This window comes from Chryseobacterium sp. WLY505 (assembly GCF_030846215.1).
Lineage (GTDB): Bacteria > Bacteroidota > Bacteroidia > Flavobacteriales > Weeksellaceae > Chryseobacterium.
This window is the reverse complement of record NZ_JAVCWI010000001.1, coordinates 828162-846646: the sequence shown is the minus strand read 5'-3', so window position 1 is coordinate 846646 and position 18485 is coordinate 828162. Positions and strand designations below refer to the sequence as shown.

The following is an 18485-nucleotide window of genomic DNA, read 5'->3' as shown; positions in this document are numbered from 1 at the left end:
CCAGGAAACAAAGCAGAATATGTAGCGGATTGGATACAAAATGTTGCTTAATATATTCATATTGTAAATGGTAGGTATCTGATATTTTCTATGACGATTTGCAAAAGTTGTAAAGGCAGTCCGATTATAATGTCTTATTTTTGCATAGAATTTTATTTTAATTCTTTCTTTCGATTCGTACAATGAAAAAACAAGATACCTGGGGAATTATAAAAAGGCTGTTCTTTATCGGAATGAAATTTCGTTCTTGGTTCATCCTTACCCTTATCATTTCCATATTCCTTTCCATCGTTTCTACTTACAGGCCTTATCTTACGATGCAGGTGGTGGATAATGACATTACAAAGCTGCATGATAAAGCTTTGATGATGAAACACATCTACATCCTTGTGGGATTGGTGTTTGCTGAAACGATATTAAACTTTTTCCTGGTTTATTTTTCAAATTTCATCTCCCAGAATGTGATCAGGGATATCAGAGAGCGTTTATATGCTAAACTGATTTATTTCAAAACTTCATTTTTTGACAAAACGCCTATCGGGCAGCTGGTGACGCGTGCCGTAGGAGATGTGGAAACAATTGCAACAGTATATACAGACGGTTTCCTGATGGTATTCGGGGATATCCTTAGAATTCTGTTTGTCCTGGTGATGATGTTCAGTACCAATGTTCACCTGAGTTATATTACGCTGGCTATTTTACCTTTAATGGTAGTTATTACAAGATTTTTCCAGAAAAGACTGAAAAAAGCTTTCGGAGATGAAAGAAACTGGACGGCCAATCAAAACTCTTTTGTTCAGGAAAGACTGGCAGGGATGTCGATCATTCAGGTCTTCAACAGACAGGAATCTGAGTTCAGGAAATTTGATGATATTAATATTACGCTGAAGGGAGCATTGCTGAGAACTGTATTTATTTTCTCACTGTTCTTTCCTGTAGTAGAACTTATTTCTTCACTATTCATCGGTTTTATCCTTTTCTATGGAGGATATATTACGATCAGTGCCGGAGTGGTAATTGCCTTTATCCAGTATATTTCAATGCTGATCCGTCCTTTGAGACAGATTGCAGACCGTTTCAACAATATCCAGCGAGGAATTGTAGGAGCAGAAAGAGTATTGGGATTGATGGATGAAGAAAACTCAATGCCGAATAACGGAACCGTGAAGAAAGATCATTTTGCCGGAAAAATTGAATTTCAGAAAGTGCACTTTGCATATGATGAAAAGCAGGAAGTGCTGAAAGGCATTGATTTCAAAGTAAACCCGGGAGAAACCGTAGCGATTGTAGGAGCAACAGGTGCCGGAAAATCTACCATTATCAGTTTGATTACAAGATTATATGATATCAACTCCGGAAATATACTGATTGATGATGTGGATTTAAAAGATTATGAGCTTTATAATCTCAGAAGTCATATCGGAGTGGTATTGCAGGATGTATTCCTTTTCCACGGAAGTATTTTTGAAAATCTTGCTTTTGGAGATGACAGTATTACCCTGGAGAAGATAAAAGCAGGAGCCAGAGAAATTGAAGTGGATGATTTCATTCAGCAGCTTCCTGGCGGATACGATTATATAGTGAGCGAAAGAGGTTCATCTATTTCTTTAGGACAGAGACAGCTGTTGTCTTTCCTGAGAGCCTATTTATCAGATCCGAAAATTTTAATTCTGGATGAAGCTACGTCTTCCATTGATCATGAAAGTGAAAAGCTGATTCAGAGAGCTACAGAGAAAATTACAAAAAACAGAACTTCTATTATTATTGCCCACAGACTTTCTACCATTGAAAAAGCAGATAAGATTATTGTGATGGAGCATGGTAAAATTGTAGAAGAAGGGAAGCATCTTGAACTTCTGGATAAGAACGGATATTATGCCACTCTTTACAAAGCCCAGCTTCGCCATGAAGTAGAATTGGAGGAAGAAAAAGAGTCATAATCAGAGAGAAACCATTTCTTTGAAATGAGATAAACAAAAAAGAGAGCCAGAAATGACTCTCTTTTTTTATATTTAATTAACTACATACAATTCATTACTGCTTTTTAAAACTGCAGAATACAAAATTTTGAACCGTGTCAAAAGGAGTGGTGTGGTCTTCAGTAATACAGTTTACTTTTTTAAAACTTTTTTCAAATTTTTCGGATAATGATTCTTCATCATACTGCTGAATATCCAATCCACTGCATTTCGTAGGACCGTTTTTCGAAAAAGTTCCGACAATCATAAAATGGTTGACCTTCTTTTCTGCGATATCAATATATTTTGAAACCTGTTCCGGGGTTGTCAGGAAATGAAAGGCAGCTCTGTCATGCCAGATATCATAGGTTTCTGCAGGTTCGAAGGCTGTAATGTCTGTCGCAATCCATTTTACTTTACCGGCAGCATCTCCGAGTCTTTCCTGTGCTTTTTCCAGGGCTTTGGCAGAAATATCAAGAACTGTAATATTTTCATAACCTTCTTCAAGAAGAAAATCAACAAGGTTGCTGTCTCCACCACCAATATCTATGATGCTGGCCTCTTTTCCCAATCCGGAAGAATGTATAAAATCAAGGGAAGTCTGAGGTTTTTTCTGGGTCCAGCTTACCTGATCTGGATTTTTGGTTTCATATACATTTTCCCAGTGGTTTTTGTTGTCAGAAGAAATCATGATTCTTTTAATTGATTATTGATTTCCTCAAATTTATTAATTAATTCGTTAAGTTTTTCCTGCTGTTTCTTTATGGTTCGTGGTCTCAGATAAAACCAGTTGAAAGCGATCCATGCACATGTTATAGCATAGGTCAGAATTCCTGCACCAAGAGTCATTCTGGAAGTGTATTCATACATATACAAACAAATTCCCAAAAAGAGCATCATAAAATACAGATTGAGTATCGTTGTCTCCATCCATTTCTGTTTGCTTTTGACCACGTATAAGCTTTGAAGATATTCACTGTTCGACTGGGTTTGATCAATCTTATAAAATACCATAAACATTTTGTTATAGGCCAGAAGAAAGATGACCATAGCCAGAATAACAAGTACAATTCCAATTTTTGTAGTGATCATCTGAGGCTGGTAAATGTACCAGATAAAAGCAATTAATATGGAGGTGGTGATTAAAGCCACATTCGCGAGAATCAGTTTGCGAAGATTCTGGTTTCTGAATTTTTTCAGTTTTCCGAGCAGTTCTTCCAGATGGGGTTTGTTGGAAGTTTGCTGCTTCCATATATTTTTGAAATCGATATTAGTATCCATTGTCTTTAAACTTTTGCGTTAGTTTTTCTTTTATCCTGTGAATCTTTACCCTGATATTAGACTCTGAAAGTCCTACGATATGAGCTATTTCAGCCTGTTTTATCTCTTCCAGTTCCAACGAAATAATGATTCTGTCTGTTTCAGGCAATTCTGAAATAAATTGATAGAGCATTTGAATCTGAGGTTCCATAGATTCCTGTTTTTTTTCTTCCAGATTGATGGGTAAATCTGTTTTGGCAAATTTCTTTTCCTTTTCAATCTGTCGGAGGCAGTTATTAGAAGCTATTCTTAAAATCCATGTTCCTACACTGGATTCATTCCTGAATTTCGGGAGCTGCTGCCAGACAATGATAAATGTTTCCTGAGCAAGATCCTGAGCAATATCAGTATCATTCACATATCCCATACATAAACGGAATATCCTTTGCCAGTAGAGTTCGTATATCTCTTCAAAAGCCATTATTTCGCAGATAAAAAGTTATTAAGTTGGTTAAAATACCAATCCTTATCATCGTACATAATGAAGTGTAGTCCTTTTGAAGCATACTGCATATTGGCATTCTTTAAATTTTTGTACTGCCCTTCAATAGTGGGTCTAAGGTTAACAAAAAAGGATTCCAGAAGGATGAGGGAAGGGCATTGAATGTTTTTTATTTTTTCTCGGAGATCGGTATTATAAAAATCACAGTACATTTTAGCAAATGTTTTTCGGTCAGATTTCATGCTCCAATTGATTACGGTTTCCTGCATCGAAGGATCTGCTAAGAGACGTGGCATAGCCTGAGCCTGCATTTTCCGGAACTGTTCATCATTCATTGCTGTTAACTGAGTAATAGTAGCCGAACAGTCATTGTTTTCTTTAGAAGTAAAATTAGGATCGGATAAGGCTGCCAGGCAGGGCAGGGTATCTACAATGATAATTTTACCGACAAGTTCAGGATAGTCGGCTGCAATAGCCAGGGCAAGACCGCCTCCCATACTATGTCCGATAAGAATAGGTTTTTCAATATTATTATTTTTGATGTAAGCCGCTATTTCTTTTTCCCAGTCTTTAAAACTGGCATCTGCCTGTGGTTTTGTTCCTGCAAATCCAGCCATTGTTAAAGTATAGCAGGTGAAATCTTTTTCAAACTTTGCTGTGGTTTCGTTCCATACATCTCCTGAAGAAGCAAACCCCGGAATGAATAGTAAGGATTGATTTCCTTTTCCCGTTTTCTTTACTTCAAACGGATAAGTTGTTTGTTGCCCGAATATATTGCATACCGCTAAAAAGAATAACATGATGATCAAAAGGAATGTGAATTTTTTCATGATTTCTAAAGTTTTAAAGTTTATTTGTCTTTTAGAGACGAACCTTAAAAAAATGTTACACAAGATTTAATCTTTTTTTGAAAAAAATATTTCTCCTCCTTTCAAACCCTTTTGTTTAGCGTATATTCATATGAAATTTATTTTTAGAAAAATTGATAACGGTTATTTTTGAAAAGTAAAAACGGGATGAAATAATGAATACAATATCAGAAAATTATTAATCTAATATCCTTCCATAGAATCTGCTGATGTCAAAATAAAATCCCGGAACTTTGTATTTATCCTTTTCAAATTCCTGGTAATCACATTTTCCTTTCAGACTTTGTGATTTTGTTTCCATTTGAAACCTGTTCAAAAGGACATACTCATCTGTTACAGCAATCACGTGAAAGCCTGTTTCACAGGTTAATCCATCACCCGAGGTAAGAATGGCATTTAATAATCCGTGGAAATTTCCTGCAATTTTTTCAGCAGTAGCGTCATCATTGTTTAAATGATACAGATAGGCAAGATAATTCATAGCACGCAAATCCAGCGGATTTTCATCCAATGCGCCAAGAAATAACTGGATTCCCTTGGAAAGATCTTTTTGTGAAATACCTTCTCCACGATAATATTTGGCAACTTCTTCAGACTTCTTTCCCATTTTATAAGGCTGATAGTCTTTCTGGAAGGTATATCCGAAATAAAGATGACGGTATTGATTGCTGGTAAGAAGCGTATCGTTCTGTTTTAACCTCTTTAAAAGTTTCGGATAATAGAATTCTGAATTTTTATTCTCAATATTTTTTTGAATTTCCACATAATCCGGTGCTTTGAATTCCATTTTCTGACCATGCAGGAAAGTAATCAGGGCTAAGAAAAATAAAGAGAAAAATGCTTTAATATTCATGGTTTGTGTAAGGTTGTTACAATTTTTTGCGAGGTTAAAAATACGAAATATGCATCAATCGGATATTATCGACTTACTATTTGTAAAAAAAATAATAAAATATTATCAAAGTATTACTTTGTGTCAATAAATTTACTAACTTTATTCGGAATTTAAGAGGTTACCCCTGACATTTGAAGGGGTGAATGGAATTTTTAACTAAAAAACTATAAATATTAATGAGCAGTAGTATCCAAGATGAATTTAAAGTCTTCAAAGACGAATTAAGAAAGTTGAATATCGAAGTACAGAAAGTTGTAAAAGTAGGAAACGGTAGTATGGATTTCCATGAGGTTTTCTACAAATCACCGAGGTATGAAGAGGTAAAAAGTATATACGTCCAGCGTCATAATCTGGATAGTATGATTGAAAAATTTAAACAGGCCTATCATTAAAAAATAGAACGAGCGCCGCAGATTTTCTGCGGCGCTCGTTTTTTATATTACTTCTGATATTAGTCTTTGTCCAGTGTAGAAGTTTTCCTGGTGTCTTTCATTCCAGCATAAACAATCAGAGAAAAAAGAATACAACCGGTAATGTACCAATAAAAATATTCTTCAGATCCAATCTTTTTAAACCAAAGCGCAATATATTCTGCAGTTCCTCCAAATACAGCTACAGTAATAGCGTAAGGTAAACCTACACCAAGCGCTCTGATTTCGGAAGGGAAAAGTTCTGCTTTTACCACAGCATTAATAGAAGTGTATCCGCTAACAATTATTAAAGCTGCCATAATCAGGAAAAATGCAGTCCAAATGGACGTAGTTGTACTCAGTGCTGTAAGAAGCGGAACGGTACACAAAGTTCCCAGAATACCAAAACCTAAAAGAAGCGGTCTTCTTCCGATCTTGTCAGATAATCCACCAAATACAGGTTGAAGGCAGGCAAAAATAAATAACGAAATGAAAGAAACTAAAGTAGATTCTTCCTTGGTAAGATGTACCGTATTCACCAAGAATTTCTGCATGTACGTTGTGTAGGTATAAAATGCAAGTGTTCCTCCTAAAGTCAATCCCACAACGGTAAGCAGAGCTTTTGGGTGTTTCAGAAGCTCTTTCACTGTTCCTTTTTTCTTTTCACTGACTTCTTTTTTATTTTCAAAAGCTTCTGTTTCGTGAAGATTAGCCCGAAGATATAATGCAATAATAGAAAGGAGTGCTCCAATTACAAAAGGGATTCTCCAGCCCCATTCCTCCAGCTGAGCTTCAGTGAGCAATAGTTTTTGTAAAATGAGCTGAATTCCCAACGCTATAAGCTGCCCGCCAATCAAAGTGACATATTGAAAACTTGAATAAAATCCTCTTCTGTCCTGAGTTGCCATTTCGCTGAGGTAAGTTGCGGAAACTCCATATTCGCCTCCCACACTTAATCCCTGAAGCAATCTTGCCAGCAAAAGTAATAACGGTGCTAAAATTCCTATAGACTGATAGGTAGGAGTAAGGGCAATCAGTAAAGATCCGAAAGACATCAACAAAACAGAAAGCGTCATTGCTTTTTTTCGTCCGATTTTGTCTGCAATACTTCCGAACAGCCATCCACCGATAGGACGCATAAGAAAACCTACAGCAAATATTCCTGCGGTATTCATCAGTTGTGCATTCAGATCAGAATCCGGGAAAAATGAATGGGAGAAATAAATGGCAAAGGCTGCATATGCATACCAGTCATACCATTCAACAAGATTTCCGATAGATCCGCCTATAATGGCTTTGATTCTTTGACCTGTGGTGATAGCCGTTGAGTTCATACAATGTTATTTTCCTGAAAAGTTTTTTTAATAATGGCATCCAAGATACAAATTTCAGAAAAAAGCAAACCGCTCCGGAAAAGAGCGGTTGAGTAGCGTATAAAGGTGATTCTTTAAAATCTATATCCAAGCGAAAGCCCGCTTCTGAAACCTGCCCATGGACCATCTACTTTTATTCTCGCTCCATTGGCATTGGTTTCTACCGTATACTTTACAAAAGGAATATCCAGGTTTTCAATTTCCTTTTTAAGCTGTGCCTGCATATCCGGTGTGAGTACATAATCTGAGGACATCGTAAAATCTCCTTTTCCACTTCCATAGTGGGCTCCTGCGATCCAGAAATCCAGTACAAGATTCTGGCTTCTGGTCAGAAAGAACTGTACTCCAACCATCAGACCGCCACTGTTTCCATTGGTATCTCCCTGGCCTCTAAGCGGAATTTGATAAGTATTTCCGTCAGGACCATTATAATCATAATAAAAATCAAAAGTATTGGAAGTGACACTTGAGTAGCGGTAATAAGGTGCAAAATAGAAACCTTTTCCATAGCCATGCCCAATATAAAATCTTGGCTCTATAGTGAAATTAGTAGCTTTTACTCTCAGATTCTGGAATCTTTTTTCATCTTCATCTTTCAGAAAAGCATTGATAAAAGGTACTTTTCCTTCTGTCATTGTCCCAAAGCCAATATTCACAGAAAACCATTGGTTGATGGCTCTTTCATAGGACAGATTAATATTTCTGAATGCATAAGCCGTGACATTGGTCTTGACAATATTCATCTTCTCTGCCGGGCTGTTTTGAATTTCCTGAGCTCCCAGAACACAAAACAGGAAGCACGGAGTTAATAGGACTGCTTTTTTCATGACTCAATATTTTGTGATGTAAAAAAATACGAGCAAAAAACGGGCTGAACTTAACATAATAAGTAAAATATAAAGAAAGATAACGTTCATTATTTAATTGTTTGCAATGATAAATGTAATATTCGCCGGTAATCGACTGTCCTAATAGTATAATTCATCTTAAGCCATGAAAAAAACTATATATACCCTCTTCTTTCTTTGCGGTGTCTGTATGTTTTCGCAGGAGAAGAAAAATGATACAGTTGATGCAGCAGCCACTAAAGAGATTCAGGAAGTTATTCTGAAATCCCAGCGTAAAAAACAGTTTGCAGACAAAGCAGTTTATACTTTTGATAAAGAGGCTCTGGAGAAAGCAAGATATGCAAAAGATCTGCTTCGTACTCTTCCGGAATTACAACTGGATCCGGTAGCCAATACCATTACCAGTACGAAAGGAGGAACCACGCTATTTCTTATCAACGGCATTGAAGCTACCGATATGCAGATCCGAAGTGTGGCTCCTGGTGAAGTTGTGAAAGTAGAATACTATGATATTCCACCAGCAAGATGGGCAACGAGGGCAGATACGGTAGTGAATATTCTGACAAGGTCTACAGAAACAGGGTATGTGTTCGGAGCTGATGTTTCCGCAGCTTTGAATACTGGATTTGTGAATGGTTCTGCCTACGCAGATTATACAAAAGGAAAGAATAATTTCGGACTTGAATATTCCCTGAATCTTAGAGATTATAATGACAGAAGGGTCAATAGTATCTATGACTATGGACTTAATGGAAAACATTACCGGTCTGATGAAAATCGTAAAGATCATTTCGGATATACTTTTCAGAATATTGCTCTGCGTTTTACCAGACTTGTTCCTGATGACTATGCTTTTCAGGCTAAACTGAATATGGATATTTTCAGCAGGTTTTCAAAAGGAGTGGGGCAGAGTGTTTTTACTGAGGATAATCTGAAGGAAGAGCACAATATGTTCAAAAATAATGGTTCAGATTATGTGATCCCTAAGCTGGATCTTTATTATTCTAAAAAGATTGGAGAAAAAGATGAGTTGAGCATTAATGTTGTAGGCTCTCATTATACTACCAATACTACAGAAACGGCCAAAGAATGGATTGTAGGTTCAGGACTATCGGTATATGATAATGATATGGTGTTGAAAGCAAAACAGACGAGTCTGGTGGGAGAGTTGGCACACACCCATGATTTTACAGCAGGAAAGCTTTCATCCGGATACCGTATTTCAAGGTCTTCTATTTCCAATGATCTGAATAATCTTGCCGGATATTCCCAATACAGTGTCAATTATCTGGAACAGTATTTTTACACTGAATTTGCTGGGAAAATGGCTAAATTCAGTTATCGTATTGGAGCTGGTCTTACCAATATTCATAACAAAAGTGCAGAAACTACTTTTGATGAATGGACTTTTACTCCAAAGGTTATTTTAGCTTATCAGATCAAAGGAAATCAGAACCTTCGCTTCACAGCAAGTTATAATCCGGTAAGTCCCTGGAGTAACGCTTTAAGTAGTAATGTGGTGCAATTGGCTCCTAATATTGTTCAACGGGGAAATCCTTTTTTAAAATCCCAACAGGTCTTTTCTAATAACCTGACCTATTCTTTTAATAATAAGTATTTTGATTTTAATGCAGGATTATTTTACCGGTATACCAACAGGGTGATCAACCAGTATTATGTTCAGGATGAGGTATTGAATGGATATGCACTGACTTATGAAAATGGAAAAAACGGACAGCGATATGGAGTACAGCTTACCGGTTCCTATAAACCTTTTGGCAGCAGTTTATTGGTCATAAAAGCTGTGATCACTCCTACTTCCGAAACAGTAAAAACAAGTACAGGTGCTTTGATTAAGAATGATTATTTAGGAAATTATTTCTCGCTTTCTTCAGAATACAAATCTTTTTCCGTTCAGTATCAGTTCAATATTCCTGTATATAGTCTCAATGGCGCATTCCTTAATACGAATGAAAATCAGAATAATATTTTTGTAAGCTATAAACATAAAAACTGGACATTTTCCACAGGAATGTACTGGATAGGAATGCCTTCAGAATATAAAACGAAAAGTTTACCGGAAAGCCTGGTAGATTATAAAGTTCATACACAGATTATGAACAATAAGTCCATGTTTGTATTAGGGCTGAGTTATGATTTCTCGAAAGGGAAAAAGACAGAAATTCAGCGGAAACTTAATAACGAAACTGCTCCTGCAGCAACTTTTTAAGCGTTGGTTCTAGGTGGGAAGAGGGAAGCTGGAGGATGGGAGTTTATATCCTCCGGATGATCATTGAAGATTTTATTTATTAAAAAATAGAATAAATTAAACTCTATTTATTCTTAGACTAAAATAGCTTCCAACCTCCTTCCTCCTGCTTCCTTACAAAAAAAAATCCCGCTCATTGGAGCGGGCATTTTTATTATTTCTTGATGAATTTTGTATTCTTTGTTTCTGCAGCATTTTTTCCACTGACCTCAATGAAATAAGATGCTGGTGGAAGATCTGAGATCTGAATGTTTCCGGATTTTACCTCTGAAGTTTTAACCAGCTTACCATCCAGACTGTAAATATTTGCTTTAGAATAATTATCCGTATTTCCTTTGAAACCGATAAAATCCTGAGCAGGGTTTGGATATACCACTAGGTTTTCTTTTTTTGCAGCATTGTTTACGGCCAGAAATGTTTCACTTAATGCAAATGTAGTTTTTACATTCTGGTTGATGCTCAACAGTGGAATGCTGATGTTTCCGCTTGTCGAATTAAGCAGTGCATATCTGTGAGAAGCATCGTAATAAGAATAAGCTGTATTGACTATTGCTCCAATAGGGTTAGAATAAGTAACATCTAGTGATGAATATAGATTAAGATTCTGTGTGAATTTTACTCTAAGAACATTACTGTATGTTTGATTACCTATAATTAAAGTTCCATATGCATCAGCAATGGCAGTCATTGTACCACTAAACAGTCCGCTGGCAGAAGATGAGGAGAAAGTACCTTTGGCAGTATCGTTTTGAGCCGGTCCGTAAGTTGTTGGATAATTAATATGAGTACCGTTGTCCACGCTAAAGTTTAAAGTTGCCTGTGGATTTACCATTCCTGTGATTTCCAGTTTAGTCGAAGACGCTTTATAGTAAACTATTGTTGCGCCGTCTGCCATTTTAATATTGGAACCCGGGAAAGTTGCTATTTCAGTGGCAGTAGGAGTTGAATAGCTTGTTTGCGATGCTGCTCCCATCGTAAGACCTCCATTTGAAAATGTTGCGTTTGGTCCTGTTGCAGAGTTGTTTACGGTGCCAGCTGTGTTATTGTAATTGATAACGTTTCCTGAAATAGGGTCATTGGCTGCTTTTGTAAGCGTGATCTGCGCAGAAAACATGGCAGATGCTCCTAGTAAAAGGAGTAAAGATTTTTTCATAGTCAAGAATTTTTTTGTTAAAAATAAATAAAAAATAGTATTCAATTATTAAATTAATGAGAATTTAGTTGAATTTTTAATAAAAACGCCTGTTGATCGGATCAACAGGCGGTCTGTGCGTTAAAAATGTGTATGTTTAGTTGCTTATTATCATTTTACGATAAGCATAAATATCCTCGATGGTCACGACGCTCATTCCTTTTTTGAGGGCAAAGTCCACAATTTCAGGAAGCCTTGCCATAGAACCGTCTTCATTCGTTAGTTCACAAAGTACAGCATCGTTACCCAGGTTAGCCATTTTTACAAGGTCTACGCTGCCTTCAGTATGGCCACGTCTGTCAAATACTCCACCTTCTCTTGCAATTAAGGGAAATACATGACCGGGGCTTGCAATATGCTCTGCCTGTGCATTTGATGCGACGGCTGTTCTGATTGTTGTTACACGGTCTTTTGCTGAAACACCTGATTCCACTCCTTCTCTGGCTTCAATAGAAATGGTGAATGCGGTTTGATTTTTTGAATTGTTGTTTTCCACCATCGGACGAAGGTTGAGGTGGCGGCTTTTTTCCTCAGAAATACATAAGCATACGATACCGCTGCATTCGCGGATCAGAAGTGCCATGTCCTGTTCTGTAATAGTGGAAGCGGGAAAGATGATATCGCCTTCGTTTTCGCGATTTTCGTCATCTACTAAAAGAATTCCTTTTCCCTGTTGTAATGTCTGAAGTGCTTTTTCTACACGTTCTCTGGAGGTAGCTCCGAATTGTTCTAATAATTTTTCCATGTTATTTTACTTTTAAAAGTTAAAATACTCTTCGGTACATGGAAATGAAATACAACGCAACAAGAGTCCATAAGGAATCTTATTGGTCATCTCATTTTCTTCTCCCATCCAGACTTTAACTGTCGGTTCCGGAATTTCACCAGATCAGTCCCTTCATAAGAAAGGAGTCGCGGACTGTAACCGCCGGTAGGGAATTTCACCCTGCCCCGAAGAAAACTTATACTAAGTTTGCTGTATGTTGTAATTTAAATTTTTATTTCATTGAATAGTATTTAACGCACAGTCCGCTAATTTCGGGAAGTTTTTTGAATTGAAGAAGCGTTTTTAATCATATTTAAAGAATGATTCTTTTTGAATTGATATCTTTAGTTTGTTCTTAGTATTTTTTCCATTTTCTTTCCCTTTGCCAATTCATCAATCAGCTTATCCAGATAACGGATATTTCTCATCAGTTCATCTCCAATTTCTTCCACCCGATATCCACAAATGGCTCCTTTGATCAAAGCAACATTGGGATTGATCCGTGGAGCCTGTTCAAAGAAAGTTTTGAAATCAGTTTTATTGTTTAATATTTCCTGTAATTCCTTTTCATGATATCCGGTCAGCCAGAATATGATTTCATGTACCTCTTCCCTGGTACGTCCCTTTTTTTCTGCTTTTTGAATGTAATGTGGATAAACACTTGAGAATGCTGTTGCAAAGATTCTGGTATTCTGCATCTTTAATTATTGGATTAGTTTTTTGATCACTTCATCAAGAATAGCATTGAATTCAGTAGGTTTTTCCAGCATAGGATAATGTCCAACGCCTTCAATGGTAACATAATCATAGTCTTTTAAATATTTGCGGTTAGCTTCAATATCAGTAGGAGAGGCATCGGAATTAACAGCTATAACAGGTACTTGAATTTGTTTTGCAAACTTGTTGAAATCTGTTCTATATAAAGGCCATAGCGCATCGATTGCCAGTTCTGGTTTATGTTGAAGAAATTCATGCTGTACTCTTTCTCTTACTGCAGGAGGTGTTCCTTCGGCGAATAAAAATTGAGGCAAAATGTTTTCTACAGTGTATTTGAAATCTTTTCCATATTGAGAAAGTGCTTCTTCAGCCTGTTCTTTGGTAAAGGACTCATCCAGGTTTTTCAATGTATCGATCAGAATTATGGCTTTTACTTTTGGTATTTTCAATGAAGCTTCCAGAACATAAGCTCCGGACATGGAGTGCCCTATAAGAATGATTTCATTAGAATCGATAGCATCAGCCACAGCTTTGATGTCTTCTCCATATTTTGCACTCGTCCATTCCTTTCTGGTAACACTGGATTTTCCATGTCCGGCAAGATCTATTTGTACAATATGATATTGGCTGCTGAAATATTTTTGCTGATCTGCCCACCATTCCGTATTTCCGAGCCATCCGTGGATGAAAATCAATGTGGTACTTCCGTTTCCGGATTCTTGGTAATGAATTTTCTGGCCGTCTGATGATATTGTGTATTTTTCCATATGAAATTGAGTGTATTGGTCTGTTTTATTGTAAAATCTAATGTACGAAATGTTAAACGATGAATAATTAAACACTACGATAATGCAGTTTTACCTGATAGTTTATTTTTTCGATTTGATCGTAAAAATAACCACTCCATACGGATTTCCGGAAGTGTCGCTGACCTCACATTTGAAATAAAAAAGATTTTTTAAATACCGTTGATGAAAGACTTCGGTAAGGAAAATGATTCCTGTTGGCAGTGCATTAGAGGCGTATCCCTCAAAGCTTTCTATTTCGTATGACATTTCATTACCGAGAAAATTGAATATTTCCTTTAAAATACATTGAGTTATAAACACAAACGGTACAATAGGATGATTGTCAAAATGCCCCTTGCATTGATTAGGAGTAAAAGGTTCTGTTGAAATCGTAAAATGATGAGGTTTTTCTGTATTGATTATTTTACTCCCGGGAAGATTTTTGTCATGATATTCTACCGGAACCGTACTCAGCAAATCTTTATAAAAAAGTTCGAATGCTTCACGGGTAATAACATAGTAATCCAGCTCTGCAGAATAAAGCAGCTCTTTGGAATAGTTGTCTCTTATATGAATATGAGATTTCCCTTTTCTATCAGATTCAAGAATGCTTTCGCTGGCAATAATTACTGATTTTGATTCATCATATGATAATTTTCTGATCCTGATTTTTTCGCCAAGGAAATAAATTTTTTCTTTACTCTCATCATTAAGAGCTTTATACAGGCTGAGACTTCCTAATGAAAATAATAATTTGATCAGTTGGGCATAATTTTCATTCTCAAAATTCCATTCACTTATTTCGGTCTCGATCTTATGATCTCTGAAAATACAGTTTTCAGGAATTGAAATGTACGGTGCTGCTTCCCCAAGGTAAGGGATGATGTTTTCCATGATGTCTGTTGTTGTCATTTGAATGAGGGTATTGGGTTATTGTATTTGTTTTCATTGTGGATAACTTTTTCATCATGGTGTGTAATACTATTTTCTGGTTTGTGCTGTTTTGTGTTTGTTGATTTTTAAGTGAACATTCAGAAATGGTAAATTATATTTTTATTATATTGATATTATTTTTTTGCAAATATGTTTTTAATTTACTGGATGTTATTCACTTATGTGTATTATTTCTTTTATTGGTGATTTGTTTTTAATGCAATTTATAAAAAAATATTCATAATAGATTATGAATAAATGTTCATTCTATAGAATTTAAAACAATTGCAGGAGTAGGGTTATGGTAAAAAAAATGTGGATAACTTATCCACAAAAGTTATCCACCTGATTTTCTATTGTGGAAATATGACAAAAAATAATATGTTTTGTAAAATATTGAAAAGCAATTAATTATTGGATTATTTTGAGCAAGTCAAAAACTTATCCATAGTTTATCCACAGACATACATTGAACATGGAAAAGTTATCCACAACTATTTAAAGATGTGGATAACGGATTTTTTTGATTCAATTATTTTAAAATCAGAGATATATAATTTTTTTTCTTGCTATTCCGAAAGACCGTACTATACTTATCCACAAAATTTAAAATTCCAATGGATTAATGATCGTAAATGATTTTTTGTAGACCTGGTAAAAACAGCCATTTTCGGTAGACAGAACATTTTTAAAATCAGAATTTATTTAACTGAGCTCCCCCGAATGTAGATTCCAGACAAGAAAACTCGTTTTGTCTTTATAGGTTGAATGAAATACAATATTGTCCGCTTTTGTAGATACAGATTGAGCACCTATGCAAACAGATGGAATTTCATAACTGACAAGATTGAAAGTGTTTACGTCCAATTCCTGCAAAGAAAAATTTCCATAACCATTAAAAATAATTTTTCCATTCCCCAAATTGGCAACACAATAGCAATCGATAAGCTGGTCTTGTAAATTACCTGAATTAAAACCAAAAACTTGTTCCCCTTTAAGATTGAATACAGCCAATGCATCACAGTCAGGTTTATCACCTTGTAAAACACCTTCATCAAAATAAGAGACTATTATTTTTTTTCCATTGATCTTAATGTCATTAATTGAAGTTCCAATATTAAATTTAACATAAGGTTTTCCTGTATAATCAGTGATTAAAGCATTTTCTATGGTGTTTGGACGATCAAGTATAATTAAAATTTTTTCTTCATTAATGATTCTAGCCATTAAGATATCCACTCCTAACTCTAATGGTGTTTCTGTACCAGAGATTATAACTCTGTTCCCGGAGGTAATGGCAATAAAATTTCCGAACTCATTTGTTGAAAGATGTTTGATGTTCTCCTGAAATAAATCGAGTTCTATGGTTGTATTGGTCATAATGATGGGGTCAAACTATAAATTACTATCTTTTTAAGTGATAGAAAAGATATACCTTTTATTCTCTGTCTTTATAAATATTCCAGAAATTAAAATCCGTCATAGGAGCATCCGTGATTCCTATATTTCTTCCCATTGTTACGATCTGTCCTCTGTGGTAGGTTCCGTGAAGAATAGCATGCTGGATATATTCATATTTTGAAAAATCACACTGAAACCATTGGGATTCTATCTTTACATTTTTTGAAAGATCTTCTTCAGATAAACTTTCCACATAATCTACCAGTTTCTGTGAATTGTTTTTTATGGCATTGAAAACATCTTCTCTGCTGGTAGTTTCTGCTGTTTTTACAAAATCAAAATCATCTTTTTCAGAAATATGACTCCACCAATATTCCTGAGTTTGCCAGATGTGGTGTAACGTTTTTAAAATTGTCGGAAAACTGGAAATAGTTTCCTGGTTAAGCTGTTCATCAGACTTTGTAGATAACCAGTCGATATATTTATTGACTACCCAATTGTTGTACTGTGCACTTTTGCTGACTAATGTTTTTAAGCTCATATTATTAATGTTTAGTTGTGTGTGTAAAGGTGAGTGTTATAAACCAAAATGCCTGTCCTGGCCTGAATTTTCAGGATTGATGAGTGCTTTGTTGCTGTATGTTGCTGCTTCGAAATCATTGATATTGGCAGAAAGAAAAGAAATATCAGGCAGCAATGCTGAAAGCCGGGTACAGATCTGCTTGGAAAGATTTGATTTTTGTTCTGTATTGCGTCCCTGCATGATATACCCAAACACATGTAGAAAATTTTTCTTACCTGTGCCTAATTTGTGATACTGATAGGGGTGAAGTCTTACCTTGATATCATTGGGAGCAAAAAGTCCTGTTCCGTCTGCCGCTTCATAAACGGCATCCATTAATTCTTCCGGTGTTCTCTGCTGAAGAATATCCTGTGAACAATCTATTATAAAATGAGGCATAGATTCTATTTTGTGTTTGATTTTGTGTGAAATAAAAATAATAAAAAATCGTAATGGATATTCAAAATAAAAACCGCTTTGAAAACAAAACGGCTTGAAAATGTGTATTTTTTAATTTGTGAATGCAGGCTTTATGGATTTCTGTGAATGAAGAGGATGTACCGCAGCATTAAAACAGTAAGGTTTAATAGTAGTTCTTTTTACTTTTGAGATACAAATGCGGTGCTTTGATTGATCGGTTAATACCACATGTTTTTTATTTCATCTGTTATTTCACTGGCTTTGGTTTCGGTGATCCAGTTGATAACTCTTATTTCGTTGCCATTTTGTATAAAAACAACAGAATAGGTTGAACCACTCAGAGAAAGATGATACCGAACTCCGAATTTATATTTTTCTACCTGAAAATCTTTTACCAAAATCTGATCAATTTCTTTTTTTAAATAGATTCTGGGACTGGTAAACAATTTGTTTTTATATCGGACTGTGATTTTTTCGGGTTCAATGCTGAAGATTGTTTTTCCAAAAGTATTCCATAACCAGATATATAGAAATAGTATAAAAAATGCGGCAAAAGGAGTAGCAAATGAAATGTAGTTTATAATAAAAAAGAAACCTTCTGCCTGGATGCTGAAAAGAGGAATAATAATCAGAATAATAAGAGAAAGTATGAACAAACCTAACCCCAATATAATGGCTACCGCCCAATTGGTTCTGTTTTTTATTTCAATGGTAGCCGGCTTAATCATCTATCTTTAGAGCAAGTTTTTTTATGATTTGTTTGATTATTTTTATTTAAACCTCATAAATAAGCTGTACTACACCGGATTTGAAAACATTGGTTTTGACCAATTTCAGACTCAGTCTTTCTTTTAAATCTTCAAAAAGAGGTTTTCCTTTTCCCAGAGCTATTGGATGAACAGATATTCTGTAGGTATCGATAAGATTCTCCTGAATAAATGTTTTAATAAGACTTGCTCCTCCATACAACCAGATGTCTTTTCCTCCCTGGTTTTTTATTTCCGAAACTTTTTCCATAATATCAGAACTGATAAAAATGGCATTTTCATCTTCTCGGTTCTGACTGGAAAAGACAAATTTATTCTTTGAATGAACTGCTTCCCAAAGTTTTTGTTCTTCCACCATTGCATTTTCTTCCGGTTGATAATTTCCCCAGGCGTCATAGCTTACTCTTCCATAGAAAATAGTGTCTATGCCGGAAAGAAACCCATCAAAATCCATATCATCATCCATGATACACCAGTCGGTTTCTCCGTTGGGTCCTTCAATAAATCCGTCCAATGTTGTGGCAAGGTCTAGTATTATTTTTTTCATGTTTAATA

Annotated in this window: 20 protein-coding genes and 1 riboswitch; of the genes, 3 read left to right on the top strand and 17 right to left on the bottom strand. The window is 35.6% G+C overall.

The features are described 5' to 3' along the window. Nucleotides 1–182: 182 nt before the first annotated feature. Complete coding sequence (locus tag RAH34_RS03830; RefSeq protein ID WP_306595196.1) at nucleotides 183–1940, top strand: ABC transporter ATP-binding protein; 1758 nt, start codon at nucleotides 183–185, stop codon at nucleotides 1938–1940. Between the two features lie 94 nt (nucleotides 1941–2034). Here RAH34_RS03830 and RAH34_RS03825 read toward each other — a convergent pair whose 3' ends face one another. The 5 genes from RAH34_RS03825 to RAH34_RS03805 form a co-directional block, all read right to left on the bottom strand. Beyond that, on the bottom strand, nucleotides 2035–2649 hold the full coding sequence (locus tag RAH34_RS03825) for a class I SAM-dependent methyltransferase (protein WP_306595195.1): 615 nt from the start codon (nucleotides 2647–2649) through the stop codon (nucleotides 2035–2037). Beyond that, the gene (locus tag RAH34_RS03820; protein WP_306595194.1) at nucleotides 2646–3239 is read right to left on the bottom strand and encodes a hypothetical protein; all 594 of its coding nucleotides are present in this window, start codon (nucleotides 3237–3239) and stop codon (nucleotides 2646–2648) included. Before RAH34_RS03820 ends, RAH34_RS03825 begins: the two co-directional genes overlap by 4 nt. After that, entirely contained in the window at nucleotides 3229–3699 is a 471-nt protein-coding gene (locus tag RAH34_RS03815) for an RNA polymerase sigma factor (protein WP_306595193.1), read from the bottom strand. The genes RAH34_RS03820 and RAH34_RS03815 overlap by 11 nt, the downstream gene beginning before the upstream one ends. Then, on the bottom strand, nucleotides 3699–4550 hold the full coding sequence (locus RAH34_RS03810; protein ID WP_306595192.1) for an alpha/beta fold hydrolase: 852 nt from the start codon (nucleotides 4548–4550) through the stop codon (nucleotides 3699–3701). Before RAH34_RS03810 ends, RAH34_RS03815 begins: the two co-directional genes overlap by 1 nt. A 217-nt stretch (nucleotides 4551–4767) precedes the next feature. Continuing rightward, nucleotides 4768–5442: a DUF4919 domain-containing protein gene (locus RAH34_RS03805; RefSeq protein WP_306595191.1), complete on the bottom strand. Its 675-nt coding sequence runs from the start codon at nucleotides 5440–5442 to the stop codon at nucleotides 4768–4770. Nucleotides 5443–5660: 218 nt separating this feature from the next. Here RAH34_RS03805 and RAH34_RS03800 point away from each other — a divergent pair, with 218 nt between their 5' ends. Beyond that, nucleotides 5661–5876: a hypothetical protein gene (locus RAH34_RS03800; protein WP_034696179.1), complete on the top strand. Its 216-nt coding sequence runs from the start codon at nucleotides 5661–5663 to the stop codon at nucleotides 5874–5876. 59 nt (nucleotides 5877–5935) lie between these two features. Here RAH34_RS03800 and RAH34_RS03795 read toward each other — a convergent pair whose 3' ends face one another. Beyond that, a complete protein-coding gene (locus RAH34_RS03795) occupies nucleotides 5936–7228 on the bottom strand; it encodes an MFS transporter (protein WP_306595190.1) in 1293 nt (430 codons plus the stop codon). A gap of 113 nt (nucleotides 7229–7341) precedes the next feature. Continuing rightward, complete coding sequence (locus RAH34_RS03790; RefSeq protein ID WP_306595189.1) at nucleotides 7342–8094, bottom strand: DUF3575 domain-containing protein; 753 nt, start codon at nucleotides 8092–8094, stop codon at nucleotides 7342–7344. A 166-nt stretch (nucleotides 8095–8260) separates the two neighbouring features. Here RAH34_RS03790 and RAH34_RS03785 point away from each other — a divergent pair, with 166 nt between their 5' ends. After that, nucleotides 8261–10345, top strand: a complete 2085-nt coding sequence (locus RAH34_RS03785) for a TonB-dependent receptor domain-containing protein (RefSeq protein WP_306595188.1) — start codon at nucleotides 8261–8263, stop codon at nucleotides 10343–10345. A gap of 193 nt (nucleotides 10346–10538) precedes the next feature. On the opposite strand, the gene RAH34_RS03780 is transcribed toward RAH34_RS03785, so the two are convergent. The 10 genes from RAH34_RS03780 to RAH34_RS03735 all read right to left on the bottom strand — a co-directional run bounded on the left by RAH34_RS03780 (nucleotide 10539) and on the right by RAH34_RS03735 (nucleotide 18477). Then, nucleotides 10539–11537 (bottom strand): T9SS type A sorting domain-containing protein, encoded by a 999-nt coding sequence (locus tag RAH34_RS03780; protein WP_114819395.1) that lies wholly within the window; start codon nucleotides 11535–11537, stop codon nucleotides 10539–10541. A 136-nt stretch (nucleotides 11538–11673) separates the two neighbouring features. Beyond that, nucleotides 11674–12321 (bottom strand): 3,4-dihydroxy-2-butanone-4-phosphate synthase, encoded by a 648-nt coding sequence (gene ribB / locus RAH34_RS03775; protein ID WP_114819394.1) that lies wholly within the window; start codon nucleotides 12319–12321, stop codon nucleotides 11674–11676. A 92-nt stretch (nucleotides 12322–12413) separates the two neighbouring features. Further along, a riboswitch (FMN riboswitch) is annotated at nucleotides 12414–12539 on the bottom strand. A 147-nt stretch (nucleotides 12540–12686) separates the two neighbouring features. Next, a complete protein-coding gene (locus RAH34_RS03770; RefSeq protein WP_114819393.1) occupies nucleotides 12687–13040 on the bottom strand; it encodes a DUF2200 domain-containing protein in 354 nt (117 codons plus the stop codon). Nucleotides 13041–13046: 6 nt separating this feature from the next. Continuing rightward, nucleotides 13047–13826: an alpha/beta fold hydrolase gene (locus RAH34_RS03765; RefSeq protein WP_306595187.1), complete on the bottom strand. Its 780-nt coding sequence runs from the start codon at nucleotides 13824–13826 to the stop codon at nucleotides 13047–13049. 102 nt (nucleotides 13827–13928) lie between these two features. Beyond that, entirely contained in the window at nucleotides 13929–14759 is an 831-nt protein-coding gene (locus RAH34_RS03760) for a hypothetical protein (RefSeq protein ID WP_306595186.1), read from the bottom strand. Between the two features lie 726 nt (nucleotides 14760–15485). Further along, nucleotides 15486–16160, bottom strand: coding sequence for a hypothetical protein (locus RAH34_RS03755; protein ID WP_306595185.1), 675 nt, complete (start codon nucleotides 16158–16160; stop codon nucleotides 15486–15488). 58 nt (nucleotides 16161–16218) lie between these two features. Further along, nucleotides 16219–16722: a DinB family protein gene (locus RAH34_RS03750; protein WP_306595184.1), complete on the bottom strand. Its 504-nt coding sequence runs from the start codon at nucleotides 16720–16722 to the stop codon at nucleotides 16219–16221. A 36-nt stretch (nucleotides 16723–16758) separates the two neighbouring features. Then, complete coding sequence (locus RAH34_RS03745; protein WP_306595183.1) at nucleotides 16759–17142, bottom strand: 5-carboxymethyl-2-hydroxymuconate Delta-isomerase; 384 nt, start codon at nucleotides 17140–17142, stop codon at nucleotides 16759–16761. A gap of 239 nt (nucleotides 17143–17381) precedes the next feature. Then, nucleotides 17382–17891 (bottom strand): hypothetical protein, encoded by a 510-nt coding sequence (locus RAH34_RS03740; protein ID WP_306595182.1) that lies wholly within the window; start codon nucleotides 17889–17891, stop codon nucleotides 17382–17384. A gap of 46 nt (nucleotides 17892–17937) precedes the next feature. After that, nucleotides 17938–18477 (bottom strand): dihydrofolate reductase family protein, encoded by a 540-nt coding sequence (locus RAH34_RS03735; protein ID WP_306595181.1) that lies wholly within the window; start codon nucleotides 18475–18477, stop codon nucleotides 17938–17940. Nucleotides 18478–18485: the final 8 nt, after the last annotated feature.

Coding starts and splice junctions, on each gene's coding strand:
- RAH34_RS03755 (WP_306595185.1), bottom strand. CDS start 16,160: ATGACCAATACAACCATAGAACTCGATTTATTTCAGGAGAACATCAAA.
- RAH34_RS03795 (WP_306595190.1), bottom strand. CDS start 7,228: ATGAACTCAACGGCTATCACCACAGGTCAAAGAATCAAAGCCATTATA.
- RAH34_RS03820 (WP_306595194.1), bottom strand. CDS start 3,239: ATGGATACTAATATCGATTTCAAAAATATATGGAAGCAGCAAACTTCC.
- RAH34_RS03800 (WP_034696179.1), top strand. CDS start 5,661: ATGAGCAGTAGTATCCAAGATGAATTTAAAGTCTTCAAAGACGAATTA.
- RAH34_RS03830 (WP_306595196.1), top strand. CDS start 183: ATGAAAAAACAAGATACCTGGGGAATTATAAAAAGGCTGTTCTTTATC.
- RAH34_RS03735 (WP_306595181.1), bottom strand. CDS start 18,477: ATGAAAAAAATAATACTAGACCTTGCCACAACATTGGACGGATTTATT.
- RAH34_RS03745 (WP_306595183.1), bottom strand. CDS start 17,142: ATGCCTCATTTTATAATAGATTGTTCACAGGATATTCTTCAGCAGAGA.
- RAH34_RS03825 (WP_306595195.1), bottom strand. CDS start 2,649: ATGATTTCTTCTGACAACAAAAACCACTGGGAAAATGTATATGAAACC.
- RAH34_RS03815 (WP_306595193.1), bottom strand. CDS start 3,699: ATGGCTTTTGAAGAGATATACGAACTCTACTGGCAAAGGATATTCCGT.
- RAH34_RS03790 (WP_306595189.1), bottom strand. CDS start 8,094: ATGAAAAAAGCAGTCCTATTAACTCCGTGCTTCCTGTTTTGTGTTCTG.
- RAH34_RS03770 (WP_114819393.1), bottom strand. CDS start 13,040: ATGCAGAATACCAGAATCTTTGCAACAGCATTCTCAAGTGTTTATCCA.
- RAH34_RS03780 (WP_114819395.1), bottom strand. CDS start 11,537: ATGAAAAAATCTTTACTCCTTTTACTAGGAGCATCTGCCATGTTTTCT.
- RAH34_RS03740 (WP_306595182.1), bottom strand. CDS start 17,891: ATGATTAAGCCGGCTACCATTGAAATAAAAAACAGAACCAATTGGGCG.
- ribB (WP_114819394.1), bottom strand. CDS start 12,321: ATGGAAAAATTATTAGAACAATTCGGAGCTACCTCCAGAGAACGTGTA.
- RAH34_RS03785 (WP_306595188.1), top strand. CDS start 8,261: ATGAAAAAAACTATATATACCCTCTTCTTTCTTTGCGGTGTCTGTATG.
- RAH34_RS03765 (WP_306595187.1), bottom strand. CDS start 13,826: ATGGAAAAATACACAATATCATCAGACGGCCAGAAAATTCATTACCAA.
- RAH34_RS03760 (WP_306595186.1), bottom strand. CDS start 14,759: ATGACAACAACAGACATCATGGAAAACATCATCCCTTACCTTGGGGAA.
- RAH34_RS03805 (WP_306595191.1), bottom strand. CDS start 5,442: ATGAATATTAAAGCATTTTTCTCTTTATTTTTCTTAGCCCTGATTACT.
- RAH34_RS03750 (WP_306595184.1), bottom strand. CDS start 16,722: ATGAGCTTAAAAACATTAGTCAGCAAAAGTGCACAGTACAACAATTGG.
- RAH34_RS03810 (WP_306595192.1), bottom strand. CDS start 4,550: ATGAAAAAATTCACATTCCTTTTGATCATCATGTTATTCTTTTTAGCG.